The sequence below is a fragment of the Siphonobacter sp. SORGH_AS_1065 genome (assembly GCF_030818595.1).
Classification (GTDB): domain Bacteria; phylum Bacteroidota; class Bacteroidia; order Cytophagales; family Spirosomataceae; genus Siphonobacter.
In genome coordinates, this window is record NZ_JAUTAM010000004.1 from 2,187,311 (window position 1) to 2,203,716 (window position 16,406).

15 protein-coding genes are annotated in these 16,406 nt (G+C 45.9%); 6 read left to right on the plus strand and 9 right to left on the minus strand.

Annotation, left to right across the window (positions count from 1 at the left end; translation table 11 throughout):
• Positions 1-8: 8 nt before the first annotated feature.
• Complete coding sequence (locus QE390_RS09830) at positions 9-383, plus strand: hypothetical protein (protein WP_106636782.1); 375 nt, start codon at positions 9-11, stop codon at positions 381-383.
• Positions 384-486: 103 nt separating this feature from the next.
• Complete coding sequence (locus tag QE390_RS09835) at positions 487-1,101, plus strand: OmpH family outer membrane protein (protein ID WP_106636783.1); 615 nt, start codon at positions 487-489, stop codon at positions 1,099-1,101.
• A 60-nt stretch (positions 1,102-1,161) separates the two neighbouring features.
• Here QE390_RS09835 and QE390_RS09840 read toward each other — a convergent pair whose 3' ends face one another.
• From QE390_RS09840 to QE390_RS09850, 3 genes are all read right to left on the minus strand, one after another.
• Positions 1,162-2,199 (minus strand): cytochrome-c peroxidase, encoded by a 1,038-nt coding sequence (locus QE390_RS09840; RefSeq protein WP_307141998.1) that lies wholly within the window; start codon positions 2,197-2,199, stop codon positions 1,162-1,164.
• A 75-nt stretch (positions 2,200-2,274) separates the two neighbouring features.
• On the minus strand, positions 2,275-2,748 hold the full coding sequence (locus tag QE390_RS09845; RefSeq protein ID WP_307141999.1) for a molybdopterin-dependent oxidoreductase: 474 nt from the start codon (positions 2,746-2,748) through the stop codon (positions 2,275-2,277).
• A gap of 173 nt (positions 2,749-2,921) precedes the next feature.
• The gene (locus tag QE390_RS09850) at positions 2,922-3,122 is read right to left on the minus strand and encodes a hypothetical protein (protein ID WP_307142000.1); all 201 of its coding nucleotides are present in this window, start codon (positions 3,120-3,122) and stop codon (positions 2,922-2,924) included.
• Between the two features lie 18 nt (positions 3,123-3,140).
• Between QE390_RS09850 and QE390_RS09855 the strand changes: the two genes are divergently transcribed.
• Both QE390_RS09855 and QE390_RS09860 read left to right on the plus strand, forming a co-directional pair.
• A complete protein-coding gene (locus QE390_RS09855; protein ID WP_106636786.1) occupies positions 3,141-4,382 on the plus strand; it encodes an MFS transporter in 1,242 nt (413 codons plus the stop codon).
• Between the two features lie 238 nt (positions 4,383-4,620).
• Positions 4,621-5,391: a M48 family metallopeptidase gene (locus QE390_RS09860; protein ID WP_106636787.1), complete on the plus strand. Its 771-nt coding sequence runs from the start codon at positions 4,621-4,623 to the stop codon at positions 5,389-5,391.
• A gap of 340 nt (positions 5,392-5,731) precedes the next feature.
• Here QE390_RS09860 and QE390_RS09865 read toward each other — a convergent pair whose 3' ends face one another.
• The 4 genes from QE390_RS09865 to QE390_RS09880 form a co-directional block, all read right to left on the minus strand.
• Positions 5,732-6,436 (minus strand): DUF2306 domain-containing protein, encoded by a 705-nt coding sequence (locus tag QE390_RS09865; protein WP_307142001.1) that lies wholly within the window; start codon positions 6,434-6,436, stop codon positions 5,732-5,734.
• A gap of 144 nt (positions 6,437-6,580) precedes the next feature.
• On the minus strand, positions 6,581-7,057 hold the full coding sequence (locus QE390_RS09870) for a LytTR family DNA-binding domain-containing protein (protein WP_307142002.1): 477 nt from the start codon (positions 7,055-7,057) through the stop codon (positions 6,581-6,583).
• A gap of 64 nt (positions 7,058-7,121) precedes the next feature.
• Positions 7,122-7,427 carry a hypothetical protein gene (locus QE390_RS09875; RefSeq protein ID WP_307142003.1) on the minus strand — a complete coding sequence of 102 codons (306 nt, stop codon included), beginning with the start codon at positions 7,425-7,427 and terminating at the stop codon, positions 7,122-7,124.
• Between the two features lie 42 nt (positions 7,428-7,469).
• Entirely contained in the window at positions 7,470-8,084 is a 615-nt protein-coding gene (locus QE390_RS09880) for a rhomboid family intramembrane serine protease (protein ID WP_307142004.1), read from the minus strand.
• A 212-nt stretch (positions 8,085-8,296) separates the two neighbouring features.
• Here QE390_RS09880 and QE390_RS09885 point away from each other — a divergent pair, with 212 nt between their 5' ends.
• On the plus strand, positions 8,297-9,622 hold the full coding sequence (locus QE390_RS09885) for an aminotransferase class V-fold PLP-dependent enzyme (protein WP_307142005.1): 1,326 nt from the start codon (positions 8,297-8,299) through the stop codon (positions 9,620-9,622).
• 126 nt (positions 9,623-9,748) lie between these two features.
• Positions 9,749-12,955 (plus strand): T9SS type A sorting domain-containing protein, encoded by a 3,207-nt coding sequence (locus tag QE390_RS09890; protein ID WP_307142006.1) that lies wholly within the window; start codon positions 9,749-9,751, stop codon positions 12,953-12,955.
• 121 nt (positions 12,956-13,076) lie between these two features.
• On the opposite strand, the gene QE390_RS09895 is transcribed toward QE390_RS09890, so the two are convergent.
• The gene (locus tag QE390_RS09895) at positions 13,077-14,642 is read right to left on the minus strand and encodes a SulP family inorganic anion transporter (RefSeq protein ID WP_307142007.1); all 1,566 of its coding nucleotides are present in this window, start codon (positions 14,640-14,642) and stop codon (positions 13,077-13,079) included.
• A gap of 225 nt (positions 14,643-14,867) precedes the next feature.
• Entirely contained in the window at positions 14,868-16,244 is a 1,377-nt protein-coding gene (locus QE390_RS09900; protein WP_106636793.1) for a HAMP domain-containing sensor histidine kinase, read from the minus strand.
• Positions 16,245-16,406 lie beyond the last annotated feature (162 nt).

Genomic DNA, 16,406 nt, shown 5'->3' on the forward strand with positions numbered 1-16,406 from the left:
AAAGCCTTATGCAGTTTATATTAATGATTTTGTTATCTGCCATGGTGCAGTATTTTCTGCCCTGGTGGTCGGTAATGATTATTCCATTTGCCATTTCGGCCTGGAAGGGTGAAAGTGGTGGTGGAGCCTTCTGGAACGGATTTCTGTCTACGGCCTTGCTCTGGTTTTGCATGGCCTATTACGAACACCTTCGATCCGGGGGGATATTAACGGCCCGCATGAGCGAAACCTTTCAGAACATTGGGACGATTGGTCTCTTAACGCTAACGACCTGGAGCGGAGCTTTGCTGGCGGGATTTGCTTCCATGAGTGGCTATTATTGCCGTCAGGCGATTTTACCCAAAGTGAAAACTGACAGCGAAAAAGCGAAAGATTATTGGTGAAAGTTCGTAAAATCCTGAAATACTGTATGAAACCGGCCTTGTCTCTTCAAGGCAAATGGCTATTTTTGCCGACCTAATCGTATAACAAACCCTTTTTATCTCAGTGAAAAACCTTTCATTAGCCCTTAATGCCGTGTTGGTCGTGGCGGTGGCTGTTCTGTATTACCTGCATTTCAAAGGAGAAAGCACTTCTTCGACGAGCTCTTCTATGGGGACAGTGGCGGGCAAACCTATTGTATACGTAAATGCGGATTCTTTACTTAGCAACTACGATTTCTTCAAGGATACCCAGAAAGCTTTCGAGCAAAAAGGTACGCAGCTTGATATTGAACTAAACCAGAAAGGTGGAGCCATTCAGCGTGAAATCCAGATTTTCCAACAACGGGCTGGTGGTATGCTAGCGGCCGAAGCTCAGGCGAAACAACTGGAATTACAGAAAAGAGCGTCTGATTTCGAAAACTACCGTCAGAAAGCAGCTAATGATTTGGCAGTAGAGCGTTCAACGCAAACGGAAAAGCTGTACGATAACATTTTCGAATACATCAAGAAATACAACAGCGAAAACAAATATGAGTACGTTTTAGGCTTCCAGAAAGGAGGCGGTATTCTGTTCGCTGATTCTAAATTAGACGTCACCCAGAAGATCATCGACGGTCTGAACAAAGAATACAAAGCTTCTCAGCCTAAAACGGAAGAGAAGAAAGAAGAGAAAAAATAAGGAATTGATTTCTTCTGAGAAGGCCTCGCTGTTGATACAGCGGGGCTTTTTTTTAGGGTTCTAAAAAGGGTTACTAAAAGCCGGGTTTCGAATAAATTCCCGATCCGTAAGGGTGTGAAGAAAAGCGATGAGGTCTTTCTTTTCGCTGGATGTTAAGGAAATCATCCCGCGTAAATCAGCACTTAGCGTACGACTTTGGGCGATGTGATCGCTGTAATGATTAACGACTTCTTCCAGCGTTTTAAACCGACCGTCGTGCATGTAAGGAGCGGTTAGAGCAATGTTCCGAAGCGTAGGCACGCGAAAACGGGCAAAGTCTTCTTCAAAACCAGTTACTTCCTGCCGGCCAGGATCAAGTGGGGAGGCGTCGAGGCCGTTGTTATGAAAACGATTCTGGAAAAACTGGGCTCCGCCGTGACAATGAGCACAGTTGGCTCCGCGGATGGCTCGATCTGGGTTACTGCCCCGCATAAACAAATCCAGACCACGTTTTTCGGCTGGTGTCAGGGTATATTTTCCGCGTAGGTATTGATCGTATGGTGAATTTGCCGAGATTAAGGTTCGCTCAAACTGAGCCAGAGCCTTAGCCATGAGTTTCGGCGTAATCTGATTGGTGCCGAATGCTTTTTGAAAACGTTTCGGATAAAATTTCGTTTGCTGAAGTTTCTGAGCAGATTTCTCGGGGGCCAAACCCATTTCGTCGGGATGATCCATCGGAATCAACGCCTGAGCTTCGAGGGTTTTTGAATGCCCGTCCCAGAAAAAATCCCGTACCCAGAGCAAGTTCGCCAGCGACATGGAATTTCGGAACGTAGGCCGCCCGCTTACGCCGATGCTGAGGTTAAATCCATCCGTAAAAGCCAGAGCCTGCTGGTGGCAACTGCTGCACGAAATTGTATTATTTTTAGAAAGTAACGAATCGTAGAATAGAAAACGTCCCAACGCTACGCCCTCAACGGTTAAGGGGTTATCTTCCGGGATAGTATACCGATGGCCAAACGAAGGAGGAATCTGGAGTTCATACGGCGGGTTAGTTGTGAAGGCGAAAGCTATCCCCATAAGTAATAAACTTAGCAAAAGGGGCAGCGAACGAGTCATGATGAGTTATGGATAATGATTTCGGGAAGATGTACTAAAGATACGAAGCTTCCTGAAATGGCAAGGGAACAACAGCTACTTAGCGAAGCGAATTTCAATTTCTCGAACTTCCCGAATCCAGCGGGCGGGTTTCTTTTCTTCTGGAACTACAATGCGGTACGGACCCGTACCAGCAGGTAGGGCCGCTTTATCCATTGATTCCGCCAGAATAATCGTTCGGTTTGAAAACTCAGGGTCTAGCTCGGGTAATGCGAATAGTACCTCATACCCATCGGCTGCCCGAATAAGAGCGTACTTAACCAGGTTTTCACCGCGTAACTGCCCGCCGACGGTAACCCCCGCTTTCCTGAGTAACTCAATCACCGGAATGCCAGAATAACGGTGCTCTTTTCCATCACGGTCGGCTGCTTTTATTTCGACGTGCGGCAGGACTTTCAAATCAGTAGCCTGAAGATGAAGTGGTTGGGCAACTTCACCACTAACTTTCAAAACCGTCTGAGCCGAAGCAGAGGAGAAAATCAGCCAGAATAAAACTACATAATTAACCATCGATAGTCAGAATTAGATTAAACCAGAGAGATATTTCCGCCATGGCTGGTGTCTTCACCAGCCATTAATTAAGGCAATAAGTGGTTGGTGGGGATACCAACCACGGGGGGAGAACAACATATTTAACCATTAATGGACAGAATTAGGAGTAGTCAAAAATGTATTTAAGTCCGTTATATTTCCCCACCATGACCCGCGATAAGTAGTTGGTGCGGACACCAACCATAGCGGAAAGCATTAAAACCTTTCGTTATGTTTGCAAAAATATAACGAAAGGTTTTAATGCTTTGTTTAAAGTTTTCTTCGGTAGGAACCTCCGGCTGGAACCATCTGAATTTCCTGCTGTTTAACTTTTCACGAGCGTTCTTTTGCATGTATTCCCGCCCGCTGGTATGGAGCAAACATCTACCCTAACCCAAACGTATACTTCCCGTTATTATCCTTGGCTCATTGCGGGTTCTGGGTTGCTGATTTTAGTAACCATCAACGGCTTGACCACTTCGTCGCTTTCTGTTTTTGACGAAGTCCTTCAAAAAGAATTTGGCCTGAGTCGCAGTTTGCTCAAGTCCAGAGAAACGGTCACCTACGCCATCTCGGCTACTTTTATCCTGTTTTCAGGTATACTGATTGATCGAATTGGCGTGAAGAGGTTACTAGTCGCCGGATTAACGTTTATGACACTGGCTCTAGCGGGGTATGGGTACGCTCAGTCGCTGGCGTTTCTGTACTTTATCCACGTATTACTAGGGCTGGCTTACGTTTGTGCGGGCTCGGTAGCGGTGGTGATTCTGGTATCAGCCTGGTTTCAGGAAAAAAGGGGTTTAGCTCTGGGGATTACCCTGGCTGGCACCAGTCTGGGCAGTGCCATTTTTCCCCCCATACTTACCCAGTTGATCCAAACGCAGGGTTGGCGGCAGGCTTTTCACTGGCTGGCTTTTGTGCCTTTTGTCCTCTTGATATACACGGCCTTTCTGGTGCAGAGCACGCCCGAAAAAGCTGGATTAGAACCGTATGGAAGAAAATTTCCCGAGAAGACTTTGGTAAAACAGGGAAAGACTTACGCCGAAGCTCTGAGAATGCCGCTGTTTTGGCTCATTTCCCTATGTGGCTTTTTGACCTTTCTAGGCATCGTCGGCATCGTGTCCAATCTTTTTCTTCACTTGAGGAACATGGGTTATGGCTCACCCGAAGCCGCCTGGACTTTGTCTTTTTACTTTGCCTTAGCCCTGATTGGTAAGTTTATCGTTTCGTTCCTTTCCGATTATGTTTCGGTATATCCGCTCTTCACTACCTGTCTCGTTGGCTTGATGCTGGGAGCGTTGGGGTTAGCGAGTTTTTCCAGGGATTTAATTATTCCTTCCGTGGCCGTAGCAGCCTTAAGCTGGGGTGGTGTTTTTACGATGTACAATGTGTTGATCGTACGCAGTTTTGGTCTGAAAGCGGCTGGGAAAATCAATGGAACCATAAGTTTGTTTGAAAATTTTGGTTCACTTACGGGGCCCTGGGTAATGGGCTGGCTGTCCGAACAATATGGATCCTATCAGTACCCTCTTTTCCTGACTGCCGGTATTATTGGCTTTGCAGCGGTGGTTTCTATTTTCTTTTTTCGATTAACGCTTCATCCAAAGCATTGAAATTAAACTGTTTAGCAAAAAGGTTTAGTTCTGGGAAGAGCAATTTTTTTGTAGAGTTCATGCTTTGATGTACTTTCGCTTTACATTAAGAAAGCGACTAGTTTTCAGCCTTTTACAGCGACGAAATCCTGATTACTTCGGTTAATCTCAGGGAAATTACGTTAAAACTGATCCAATAGACACTTATTCTTGATCCGAAGCGTTTAAATTCAGAACCAATTTGGAGAGAGTGAATTCGATGAGAGCCATTTTAATTGTATGGACAATCGTAGGGGTATTTCCGCAAGTATTCGGCCAATCCCCACAATTCGTCAGTCAAAACCATTCCCTAGCCAGAAACAATAGCAGTACAACGACTTCTGCAGCCGCTAAAGACAGCGATCTTGCTACGTTACACTGTATACCCTTATGGGGAGAAAAAAGTAAATCTGTTCAGCAGAAAAAAGAAGACGCAGCTTTCCTGAAAGCCTGTGATCAAAACTTTGAAACCAGAAGCGAAGCCAGTCGGTTTTTTGCTGAAAGAGGATGGGAGTATATCTCAGAAGGTGAGCTGGATACGGCTTGTTACCGCTTTAATCTGGCTCATTTGCTGGATGAAAAAAACAGTGATGCATACTGGGGCTTAGGCGTTGTTTGCCATCAGAAAGGCGACGGTTCGCAGGCCATTCGGATGTTGTCCAAAGGCGTGCTCTACGATTCTAGTAATTCAATATTACTTGACGATCTGGCGACGTTATACATTGGCCAGTTTCAGCAAACGAAGAACAGCGAAGATTTAAATCAGGCGTTTACGTTACTAAATCGTTCGGCTACTATTGATACGACCAATGGCACTACCTTCATGAAATTAGCCCTCGCGGAATATCTGAGAAATGATTTCGATAAATCCTGGGAATACCTGCATAAATGCCGTCAGATCGACGTACAGGTACTGGATTTCAACTTCATTGAACAGCTAGCCTCCCAAAAAGCCGATCCGCATGGCGTTTTCAATAAAGGAAAAGAATAATCGGAATAAAGCTTGAATACGAAGCCCTGATCAGCAATGATCAGGGCTTCGTCGTTTATTAGTTTTCCACGCTACCATCGGTAAAAGATAGAAACGGTGGTGATTCCGCTGGCAGCACTATTGGCCAACCTTAGAACTAAACATATGCTGCCAGCGAAAAGGCTGGCAGCGGCAGAAGAATAAAGGGTGGGTTAATGACAAGTTATACTGTTCTAGTCGTTTAATGCTAGTTTGAGTGGCTGCCAGCTTTTCGCTGGCAGCATGTCTCTAGTTGTAGGATAACCGAAGGTATTGATAGGAATAGGTCCAGCAGTAAACGATAAACTGTGGTAACAACAAGCTAAGCCGCTACAGTTGTTGAAACGCCCATTTTCTTCTTGTAATATCTCACTAACCGAGTGATGACAATCCCCACGGTTACGCCGGGTAAAATCCAGGTTATTAATGACACGTAAGAAGGCGTTTGGGCAGGTAAGACTTTGGGAACTACCGTTACCAAAAAGGCTGTCAGCGTCGCTGCATAAGAAGCTAGCATACGGGCCAGGTGTGTGAAAAACCAGTGCATTTTTTCATGCGGCACGCGACCCGAAAAACTTCGGTAATCGGCTAAACCACTTCCCAAGCACAGAGCAGTAAGTCCGATGAACAGAATTCCCAGAAAAGTGTCGCCCGAACTAAATCGCTGAATGGCCCAAGCCAGGGTAACTAATCCAAAAAAGCTAACGGCGTACATCGCGGCCCAGTCCAGCCGGGCAGGTTGGCTGCTTATCTTTTTCCGTAATAAAATTCGTTTTCCGGTAAAGGTCTGGTAAAAACTACCAACCCCCACGGGAAGGAAAAACTGCATTTTCAGAGAGAAGGGATCCAGTGTAAAAAGGCCAATGGTGGTTGTAAAAACTCCGAACATGGCCCAGTAATAAATTCGTCCCCAGAAGTTATGGGAGTTACCACCTTTACGGGTGATCATAGGAATTACGCCAGTAAACAAAGCCGTAAAACCACTGATGATGTGAATAACCAGAAAGAGGGTATGAAGCGTTTTCATTGCATTCGTTGTTTGAGAAAGGATGGAACAAACGTAATCGACAATGAAAAGAAGTGCAATTTAAAGGGGGCTGTCTGTCAGTGTGCTGGGACGTTTGACAAAGGATTGGGATAATCGGAAAGCAACAGGGATGTTTGACAAAGCTTATTTGAAATGTTCGACCAGCGTAGAATACTTACGAGCCACCGCAATAGGTTTATCTCCGTGTTTCAAATGCAGCTTGTAGCCTTGGGCATTACCCGTAACGTGTTCCACCTGATGGAGGTTAACAATAAAGGAACGATGGCAACGGGTAATAAAGTCGTATGAAATCTGTGTCTCCAGCCGGCTTAAGCTGCTGCGGATTAACTCCCGGCGGAGCGTGTGTCCTTCCCGGAAAACTACCTCTGAATAATTATCTGCTGACTCCATATAAAGCAGATCCGTAACGGGAAGTGTCAGGGTATCTTTTTCGTTCTCGGCAGTAAGCTGAAGCGTATGAAAAGTGTCGGCGATGACTTCCTGTGTGCTGAGCGGTTCGGGTTGCGGTGGGTTACTGTACCGTTTGAGTTTTCTAACGTATTCGGTTAAAGTAAACGCCGTCGTTGGAAAGACACCGATCAGGAGCGTAAAGCCCATCATGGTAATCAGATGAGAAAATTGAAAAGAATCCTCAAAACGAAGGGTATAATAGAGATAATTCAGACTACCAATAGCCAGGAAATGGGCTAAGATCAGCAGGATGTTTCGCCCGACTGTCCAGTTTTTCTTCGGAAAAAAATCTGGGAAACAGGCGAGGGTAAACGAAGTAATGAATCAGCAAAACGCCGCCCGTAATGACTCCATACACCCAGGGCATAATCCATTTGTCGGGCGAATGAATATTATAACTTCCGAAAGGCTGAAAAATCATCAGAAATAAGCCCACAAACAGGCCCGCTCCCGCACAGAGCAAAAACGTGGAGCGGGAGCGTTCGACGATCGGATGTGGTTGAGAGAACAGCCGAAACATGAATATCTATTGACAGAATAAGTAACTCAAAATGCTTTAAACTTATCCAGTAATCTGATTAATAAATAACTGAATAACGGGCGGATAAATAGCAATGGCGAAGACAATGCCGAACAACGCTCCCCATAAGTGAGCCGAGTGGTTAACGCGACCTAATCCACGCTGAGCTTCCCAATAGGTATAGGCCAGATACAGACCACCAAAAATCCAGCCGGGAATGTCAATCGGAATAAAAAAGAGACGCAAGGGGGTAGTAGGGGCAAACATAATGCCTGCAAAAATCACGGAAGAAACCCCACCCGAAGCTCCGAGGGAATTATAGCCCGGATCGTTCTTATGTTTCAGGAATGTAGGAATGTCCGAAATGATAATACCGCCGATGTACAACGCCACAAATAACCAACTGCCCAAGGGGGAAACCTGCGAGAAGATATATTCCACCAGATTCCCGAAAGAATACAGCGAAATCATGTTGAAGGCCAGGTGGCCAATGTCGGCGTGAATGAAACCCGAGGTCAGAAAACGCCAGTATTCATTTTTACGATGTACCTGATAGGGATTCAGAATCCATTGACGCATGATGGAATCATTATTCCAGGCATATATACTTGCCCCAACGGCCAGTAGTACAAAAAGGGTGGTTAGCGTAATATCCATACAGTATAAACTTAAGATTTGCTGCGGGTTATGGGGCTCTAATGGGTTTTAAAATGCACTTAAACTCGGAGCGAGACTTACTTTCTGTCGAAAGATAACGGGAATTTGACGCGTAAAAATAGCTCTTTTCGTTGGGCGGTAGCGGTTTTGGGAAAAAACTACTAATTTACCTACGGGCCGCAATCCTGTTCATCCTAACTACGTCATGGGTTATGATATCCTCTCGTCGTTCTTTCTTCCGACAGTCGGCCCGTATGGCTGTTTCCAGCGGGGTCCTGTTTCCCTCACTCAAACCCCTTACCGAATCTTACTTTACCGAAATTAAACGGTATCAATCCGCTAAAAGTGCCGAAGCACTGGCAGCAGACGAAGATTTTTGGGCGATGATTCAACAAGCCTATACGGTTTCTCCCACCACTCTGAATCTGAATAACGGCGGCGTAAGCCCGGCTCCGACATTAGTGCAGGAGGCCGTAGAGCGTTACTTCAGGTATTCCAACGAAGCTCCGAGCTACTACATGTGGCGGGTGCTGGATCAGGGCCGGGAACCGCTGCGGGAACAACTGGCTAAACTAGCCGGAACCTCGCCCGAAGAAATTGCCATTAACCGAAATGCAACGGAAGCTCTCGACACGGTGATTCTGGGTTTACCCCTGCAAAGAGGTGACGAAGTGGTCGTTTCCAATTTCGATTATCCCAACATGATGAGTGCCTGGCGGCAACGCGAGTTACGCGACGGACTGAAGCTCAATTACGTGAAGTTACCCATGCCTTGCGAAGACGAAAACCGAATGGTAAAACTCTTTGTGGAGCAAATGACACCCCAGACGAGAGTAGTGCATCTGACGCACGTCATTAACTGGTCGGGGCAGGTATTACCTGTTCGGAAAATTGCGGACGAGGCTCACAAACGGGGAATCGAAGTGCTGGTAGACGGAGCCCACAGTTTTGTGCATCTGGATTATAAAGTCCCCGAGCTGGGTTGCGATTATTTCGGTACGAGCCTACATAAATGGCTCAGTGCCCCGATTGGGACGGGGATGTTATGGGTGAAGAAAGAGAAAATTTCGAAGGTATTCCCGCTCGTACCCAATGAACAGCCGCAATCGGATAACATCCGCAAATTTGAAAATCTCGGCACACGACCGTTCTTCATCGAACAGGCCATTGCTCAGGCCATTCAGTTTAATAACGCCATCGGCTCGGCCCGGAAGTACGAGCGACTGTTTTATCTCAAGAATTACTGGGCCGAAAAAGTGAAGGATATTCCGGGGATTGAGCTATATACTTCCCTGAAAAAAGGCTATTCAGGAGCTCTGGCTGTGGTAGGGGTAGAGGGCTTGAAGCCGGGCGAACTGGAAAGTCAGTTACTAACCCGGTTTAAGATTCATACCACGCCGATAGATAAGGAAAATGTGAAAGGCGTTCGGGTAACGCCTCATGTGTACATTCTACCGTCGGATCTGGATCGGCTGGTGAACGCTTTAACGATTTTAGCCAAAGAAAGCTCCGGGAAATTAGCAAAGGCCGGAAAGTAAATAGCTGATATTTATCCGTAAATTCCCCGTGGAAGAAAAAACTTCTGCGGGGAATTTCCTTTTTTTGTATCTACGTAATGGTTAGAAAAGTAGTCGTGGCGAAGGCCCAACCCAATCAGTTTTTTTATGAAAAAGTATTTACTCGGCGTTTTTATTTTGATAAGTAGCCTTCAAATCTGGGCCCAGACGACGGCTCCGAAGGAGGAATTTACGTATAGTCTGGATCCAACGATGCCGAACTATGCACCAAGTTATGATTTATCGCTTGCTTCAGGAAAAAACAAGGTATTTGCTTTAGCTCGGGCTTCTAATACGGGTCCGGCTTCTTCGTTTGGTTTGGAAGAACTGGCCTCTTTTAATTCGGCTAATGCCAAGTTAACGACTACCTTACAAAGCTGTTCCCGAACCCCTGGCCTAGGCACTCCATGTATCTCTTCCTACAATGCACTAACAGCCGTGCAGGAAAATGGGATGATCCTGAGTAGTCAGGATTCCATCAAAAGATATAATGATACCCACGTGTTACAGTGGAAAGTAGCCACTCCACAAGATGCCCGGGTAGTCAATGCTTTACCCGTCATTTATCAGGCATCGTCTGATATTTTCTATTTTTATTATACCAATTTGGTTACGAATAAACAGACCGTTTATCAGCTAAAGTCTGGGGTTATTACGGCTATTTTAACTGAAACTATTGCTGGCTCTCCAACGATTTCAGCCTTATCGACTACCTCAGATGGAGGGTTTGTATTACTGGCAAAAGACGGTCTGCGTAAATATGACTCGGCGGGAAAAATAAGCTGGACCAAGTCGGGATACTCAGGTAGTTTTCTAATTAGTAATGATTCCTTCATTTATATTAATGATTCCAAAACGATTACCAAAGTAACCAGTACGGGTAATCAAGTCTGGAAACTTAATGTAGACGGAGTCGCCAATGGACTGTTGCAAAGTGACGGAAGTCTGTGGGTTCGTACAGGGACTAGTATCGTTAAAATTAGTGCTTTAGGACAAACATCTATTACTATTAGTCAGCAGGCAGAACAGATTATTCTGACCACTACTAACGAAATTGTGGCTTTGGTAAAGAATAGTGCGGAAAGCTTTGATCTGAAAAAGTATAGTACTACAGGAAGTCTGAAATGGACTAAGAATATCGGTTTTGGAAGAACAGTTGTAGCCGCCAATGATGGAGGGATTTATTATACCGTTAATAAGTTCAAGGGACAAATTTCCTCTACCCAGACTAATTATTATGTGCCTGAGTTATACAAATTAGGTATAGACTGCTCGTTAACGGCCCTCATTACCGCTCCCTCATCGACGGCTATTTGTACGGGAACGAGCTTGAAACTGACGGCGAAACCCACCAGTATGGCCTCGACGGCTTACTCGTATCAGTGGAAAAAAGATAGTGTCAACGTTGGGACAAACTCCGCCGAATTTACGGCGAGTCAGGCTGGGAAGTATTCCGTAGTCGTAACTCAGGGCAGCTGCACCACTACTTCGAATGCATTTACCATTACCTTAACCGCATTGCCTACCCTAACGACTATTACGGGTAATAAAGACGAAATCTGCGAGGGAACGACGATTACCTTAGCAACTAAAGCGTCAGGGGGTTCGGGGGCTGTCTATACGTATCAGTGGAAAAGAAACGAGGTGGATTCTTCGGGTGCAAACATGGCCTCACTGGCTGTAAAGACCTCTGGTACATATAGCGTGACGGCTAAGGATACCAATGGCTGCGTGTCTAAGCCGCAAAGTACGGTTGTGACGATTATCAAGCCAATGCTTTACATTACGCCTGCCTATACTTCCAACCAAAGAAATTGGCTTTGCTCTGCCGATAAAGATAGCACTAAACTCCAAATCTATTCGGGGCCCAACTTTAAAGCAGAAACCTATAGCTGGACGCGGAACGGAGCGGAAATCAGCAAAAGCAGTGCTCCCATTTATGTCAAGGACGCAGCACAATACACGCTTGAAATTTCTAATTCGAATGGCTGTAAGGCTAAGTCTCCTTTGGTTAAAACCGAAGTTTTTCCATCGCCCAAGGCCTATGCGGGTCCCGGTGCCACGCTGACGGGATCAGAGGTATATGATTTGAAAAAGCTAAACGTTACTACTGCTTCCGGCGGAACGCCCGGCTATACATATTACTGGGACACTTTCCCCGGGACGCAGTCCTACAGCGAGGCTAACCCCACGTTTGCTCCGTTTACAAATAACACGAATGTAATTCTAACGCTGGTGGACAGTAAAAACTGCGTGTCCCGCGATACTGCCTATGTACAGGTCAATAGTTGTAAAATCAGAACTTCCATCCGGGCAGCCAATAACCTGACTTATGTGTGTTCGGGTAATACATTGACGCTGTTAGGCTCGGTTACGGATACGCTGGGAGCGGTAAAATATAGCTGGCGGGAAGGCAATACAGTAGTTGGAACGGGTAAAAATGTAAGCATTAGCAAAGCCGGTTCTTATTACCTGAGTGTGGAGGATTCCAAGGGCTGCATGAGCACCTCTAATATTCAGGTGATTACGTTGAAAGATTCTCCCAAACCCGTCATTACAGGCGATACCTCGTATTGCAAAGGCGGCGGAGCTTTACTGACCGCAGCTGTCACGGGCGGACAGCCTTCGTATAGATACAAATGGGAATTGGGCTCAGCTCCCGTGACTGGTGGAACCTCGAGACAGTATAATGCCTCTGCACCGGGTAGCTACTACGTAACCGTCACCGATACGCTAGGTTGTTATACTCGTTCGACGGTTAAGGTTATTACTGAAAAGGGAGCAGACCTGGTATCGAATATCACGCCAGCTACGTCACTTCAGGTTATGGAGCCTGATAGTGTGATTCTGAATGCCCCTTCAGGACTAAATTATAACTATCTATGGCGGAAGGATAATGCAAATGTGACCGGAGCTAATGGAGCTCGTCTGGTGTTAAAAGGTTCCAGAAGTAGCGGCAGTTATGTAGTAATTGTATCGCGGGATGGGTGCTCAGTTCCCTCACAGTCAGTGATGGTTCGTATCGAAGCCCCAACGGCTGTCGAGCCCACCTTGCCTCAGATAGCAGTGCTGGTTGCCCCAAATCCTGCCCGGAATCGGGCAGTAGTGTCGGTTACGCTGCCGCAGGCTTCTCCGGCTCAGATCCAGTTATACAACCTCATGGGCCAACCACTGGTATCACAGAGGAGCTCTGATGTGTCAAAAGATCACCGATTTGAGTTAGACTTATCCAGTTTGTCTTCGGGACTGTTTATCTGGAAAGTTCAGGCTGGCCATCAATCCCGGCAGGGACGGTTGATCAAGAATGACGAGTAAGAACAAAAAAGGTAAAGGCTTATACGGCCTTTACCTTTCTACTACCAAAACCCTCGGATGAAAAGGGTTCTTATCAAACTAACTCCTTACCTTTAAAATACCTCTGGTCTGTTTTAGACAACTATCTGTTGATGAAGTGTGGAATTTCTAAATTGGTGTCCAGTCGAATGAGGTAAATATTACGGGCTTGAGCACTGGTCTCAAATCGCTGGAGAATGTCTTGTACGTCACTATCGATATAACTCGTTTGGGTATAATCAATTTCTACTCGTGTCCCATTCGGAATCTGATCCAGTAAGGCACTGATACTGGCTTTATTTAAAAAGGAAACGTAATCCCCCAGCCGAATGCGAATACTTTCTTTGCCATTCATTTCATAGGTATAGGTTTGATGGGCTTTGACGTACGTTTCGCGGATGATGAAAAATAAACTCATCAACATACCAATGGCAATTCCTGCTATTAAATCCGTTAATAGAATAGCTCCTACGGTAGTAATAAAAGGTAAAAACCTGACTAATCCTGCCTCATACTGGCTTCTGAATAACTCAATTCGGGCGAGTCGGTAACCCGTTATAAACAAAATTGACGCCAGGGCTGCCCAGGGAATTTCATTGAGCAGGTTCGGCAAGGTTATCACACAAACCAGTAACATAAATCCGTGAATGAGTGCCGCCCTTTTGGTTCGGGCTCCGGCATTCAGACTAATCGAACTGCGGACAATAACCGAGGTTAGAGGCATCCCGCCCATGAGTCCACTCACCAGATTCCCAATGCCCTGAGCTTTCAATTCCTGGTTCGAAGGTGTTTTACGACTGAGCGGATCGAGCTCATCCGTCGCTTCAATTGATAATAAAGCCTCCAGACTAGCCACCAGAGCAATGGAAATAGCGGCTGTATACACCCTCGGGTTATTGATCTGGCTGAAATCGGGTAAGGTGAATAACTTCAGAAAACCAGAGAAATCAGCCGGAACGGGTAACTGTACTAAATGATTGTCTTTCAGAGCCCAGGCTGGGTAAAATAGCTGAAAAAAGGTATTAATCAGAACGGCTGTGGCTACTACAATCAAAGCCGGTGGAATCTTTGAAAGTGAGGCCTGTTTTCGGGGAAGAATGAATTCCCAGATAAAAAATATACCCATCGAAATCAGAGCAATCAGGATTGCCGTGGCATTAATATGAGCAAATGCCCACTGGCACTGTTTGAGTATATTGATTCCATCGGGCTGAAAAAGGGTGAAGGCTTCGGCATGATCGCCATCGTAACCTACAAGCAAAGGAATTTGCTTGAAAATGAGGATGATACCAATGGCGGCGAGCATTCCTTTAATGACCGACGATGGAAAGAAATTACTAATGATTCCAGCCCGGGCGTAACCCAGCAAAATCTGAATAATTCCCGCCAGACAGGTGGCTAACAGAAAAGTAGAGAACGTTCCGAGGCTGTCCATGGCCGATAACACGACGATGATCAGGCCTGCTTCTGGCCCGGAAATACTGAGGGCTGATTTACTAAAACTTCCCACTACCAGGCCGCCCACAATTCCTGCGATGATACCCGCAAACAGCGGGACGCCCGAAGCCAGTGCAATACCTAAACAGAGGGGTACGGCTACCAGAAAGGAAACGACTCCGCCCCGAATGTCACCTATAAGGCTTGATTCAGCAGAAGGCTGGTTTTTCATGTGTAGAAAGGGCTTAAATGAAGACACCGTCTACGATCAACATTCGCTGAAATCAATTCAGTGAATCTCACGTGGGTAGGATAAACTAAAGTAGGTCGCTATTCAAAGAAAGCTGATAATGAACATATTTTAGCTTAGAACAAAGATAGACAAGGCTCCTTTACAGGACATTAGGAGTCCATTAGAAGGTTATTAGAGAATGGTGAGAAAATGATTAGAAATCGATTAGAAAACCCTGGGTAAGTGCAGCGTCATGGTCGTTCCGACGCCTGGGTGAGAGACAACCTGAATGCTGCCGTGATGTAGTTCGATGATGCGATGGGTGAGGGGCAGGCCAATGCCATAGCCATGAATTCGCTTGACGTTATCGGCCCGGAAGAAAGGCTCGTAAATATGCTTGAGGTCTTCCTCGCTAATGCCTACGCCCTGATCGGCGAAGCTAATGGTAGCCCCCGCCGAATGCACACCAAGCGTGACCTTAACCTGCTTGTTTTCGGAAAACTTACAGCCATTTTCCATCAAATTGAGAAAGGCCGTCGTTAATAAAGACTGGTTCCCTTTGACAATCAGCTCGGGCTGGAACTCGGCTGTTGTGCCCTCAAAAGAGAAAATCATCTGGTAATGCGGATGTTTGGTCGTTAATAGCTTGGCTGCATCATAGATGACCTCATCGAGCGAAACTTCCTGAAAAGTAACGGTAGAATCATCCTGGCTGACCTGGGCGAGTTCGAGCAGGTTATTGGAAAGGTTATTCAAACGCTTAATAGCCTCCAGTACCGTTTTCCACTTGGCCTCGTGTTCTTCTGCCGTACGGGGTTTAATGAGGGTTACTTCAATTTGTCCGGTAATGATGGTTAGAGGTGTGCGTAATTCGTGGGAAGCGTTGGCCACAAAATCCCGCTGCACTGCAAAGGCTTTCTGCACGCGGTCAAGCATGGAATTGAAAGTGTGAGCCAACTGGGCAATTTCGTCGTGATCATTACCCGCCACTACGCGTTGATTAAGGTTAAGAGCCTTAATTTGACCTACTTGTTGAACAACATCCGAAATGGGCTGCAACGCCCGACCCGCGAAAAACCAGCCCGAAATGCCTACCAGCGTCAGGCTGAATACTAAACCAAAGCCTAAAATAGTTCGAAGGTGTTTCATTTCGGTCAGACCGTATTCATCATAGGCGGACGCGATGATAATCAGGTTGGTGTCTTCATGTTCGTAAATTAATCCAACGATTTCTTTTTTGCCATAGCGAACAAAAACTTCATTTTTCTGGCGAACCCGGTTCAGTAAATCCAGTTCATCGACAATACGATCGGGGCGATTTTCGCTCTCATAAATGATTTTGCCCTGAAGGTTATAAACAATAATCTGCTCCTGCGGCAAGGAAGTCAGGTTATTCCGTTCGAAAAGCTGGAGCAGTTTTGCATCAATCTTTTGCTCTTCGATGAGCAACCGGGCCGTAGTTTTGGCCTTATCGGTTAGTCGCAGGTAAAAATCCTTTTGTCGGAAATATTCAGAAACGAAGTAAACCACCGAGGAAAATAGAACCAGGTTGGCTGCCACGATGAGCAAGAAGGTGACAGAAAGCTTGGATCTGATTTTCATTGTACCTGAAGGGATTGATTCGTTTGAGATGGTCTGAAAGATTGATCAATGACTAGCCTTAGAAGAGACGTGATTCATCCATAAAATATGATTCTCCAGTCTGTCATCTCAAACGTAGTAAGAGACATTCTTTAGACAAGAGACGAACCTGGAGATTATGGT

Coding starts and splice junctions, on each gene's coding strand:
- QE390_RS09830 (WP_106636782.1), top strand. CDS start 9: ATGCAGTTTATATTAATGATTTTGTTATCTGCCATGGTGCAGTATTTT.
- QE390_RS09840 (WP_307141998.1), bottom strand. CDS start 2,199: ATGACTCGTTCGCTGCCCCTTTTGCTAAGTTTATTACTTATGGGGATA.
- QE390_RS09845 (WP_307141999.1), bottom strand. CDS start 2,748: ATGGTTAATTATGTAGTTTTATTCTGGCTGATTTTCTCCTCTGCTTCG.
- QE390_RS09850 (WP_307142000.1), bottom strand. CDS start 3,122: ATGCAAAAGAACGCTCGTGAAAAGTTAAACAGCAGGAAATTCAGATGG.
- QE390_RS09855 (WP_106636786.1), top strand. CDS start 3,141: ATGGAGCAAACATCTACCCTAACCCAAACGTATACTTCCCGTTATTAT.
- QE390_RS09860 (WP_106636787.1), top strand. CDS start 4,621: ATGAGAGCCATTTTAATTGTATGGACAATCGTAGGGGTATTTCCGCAA.
- QE390_RS09865 (WP_307142001.1), bottom strand. CDS start 6,436: ATGAAAACGCTTCATACCCTCTTTCTGGTTATTCACATCATCAGTGGT.
- QE390_RS09870 (WP_307142002.1), bottom strand. CDS start 7,057: ATGATGGGCTTTACGCTCCTGATCGGTGTCTTTCCAACGACGGCGTTT.
- QE390_RS09875 (WP_307142003.1), bottom strand. CDS start 7,427: ATGTTTCGGCTGTTCTCTCAACCACATCCGATCGTCGAACGCTCCCGC.
- QE390_RS09880 (WP_307142004.1), bottom strand. CDS start 8,084: ATGGATATTACGCTAACCACCCTTTTTGTACTACTGGCCGTTGGGGCA.
- QE390_RS09885 (WP_307142005.1), top strand. CDS start 8,297: ATGATATCCTCTCGTCGTTCTTTCTTCCGACAGTCGGCCCGTATGGCT.
- QE390_RS09890 (WP_307142006.1), top strand. CDS start 9,749: ATGAAAAAGTATTTACTCGGCGTTTTTATTTTGATAAGTAGCCTTCAA.
- QE390_RS09895 (WP_307142007.1), bottom strand. CDS start 14,642: ATGAAAAACCAGCCTTCTGCTGAATCAAGCCTTATAGGTGACATTCGG.
- QE390_RS09900 (WP_106636793.1), bottom strand. CDS start 16,244: ATGAAAATCAGATCCAAGCTTTCTGTCACCTTCTTGCTCATCGTGGCA.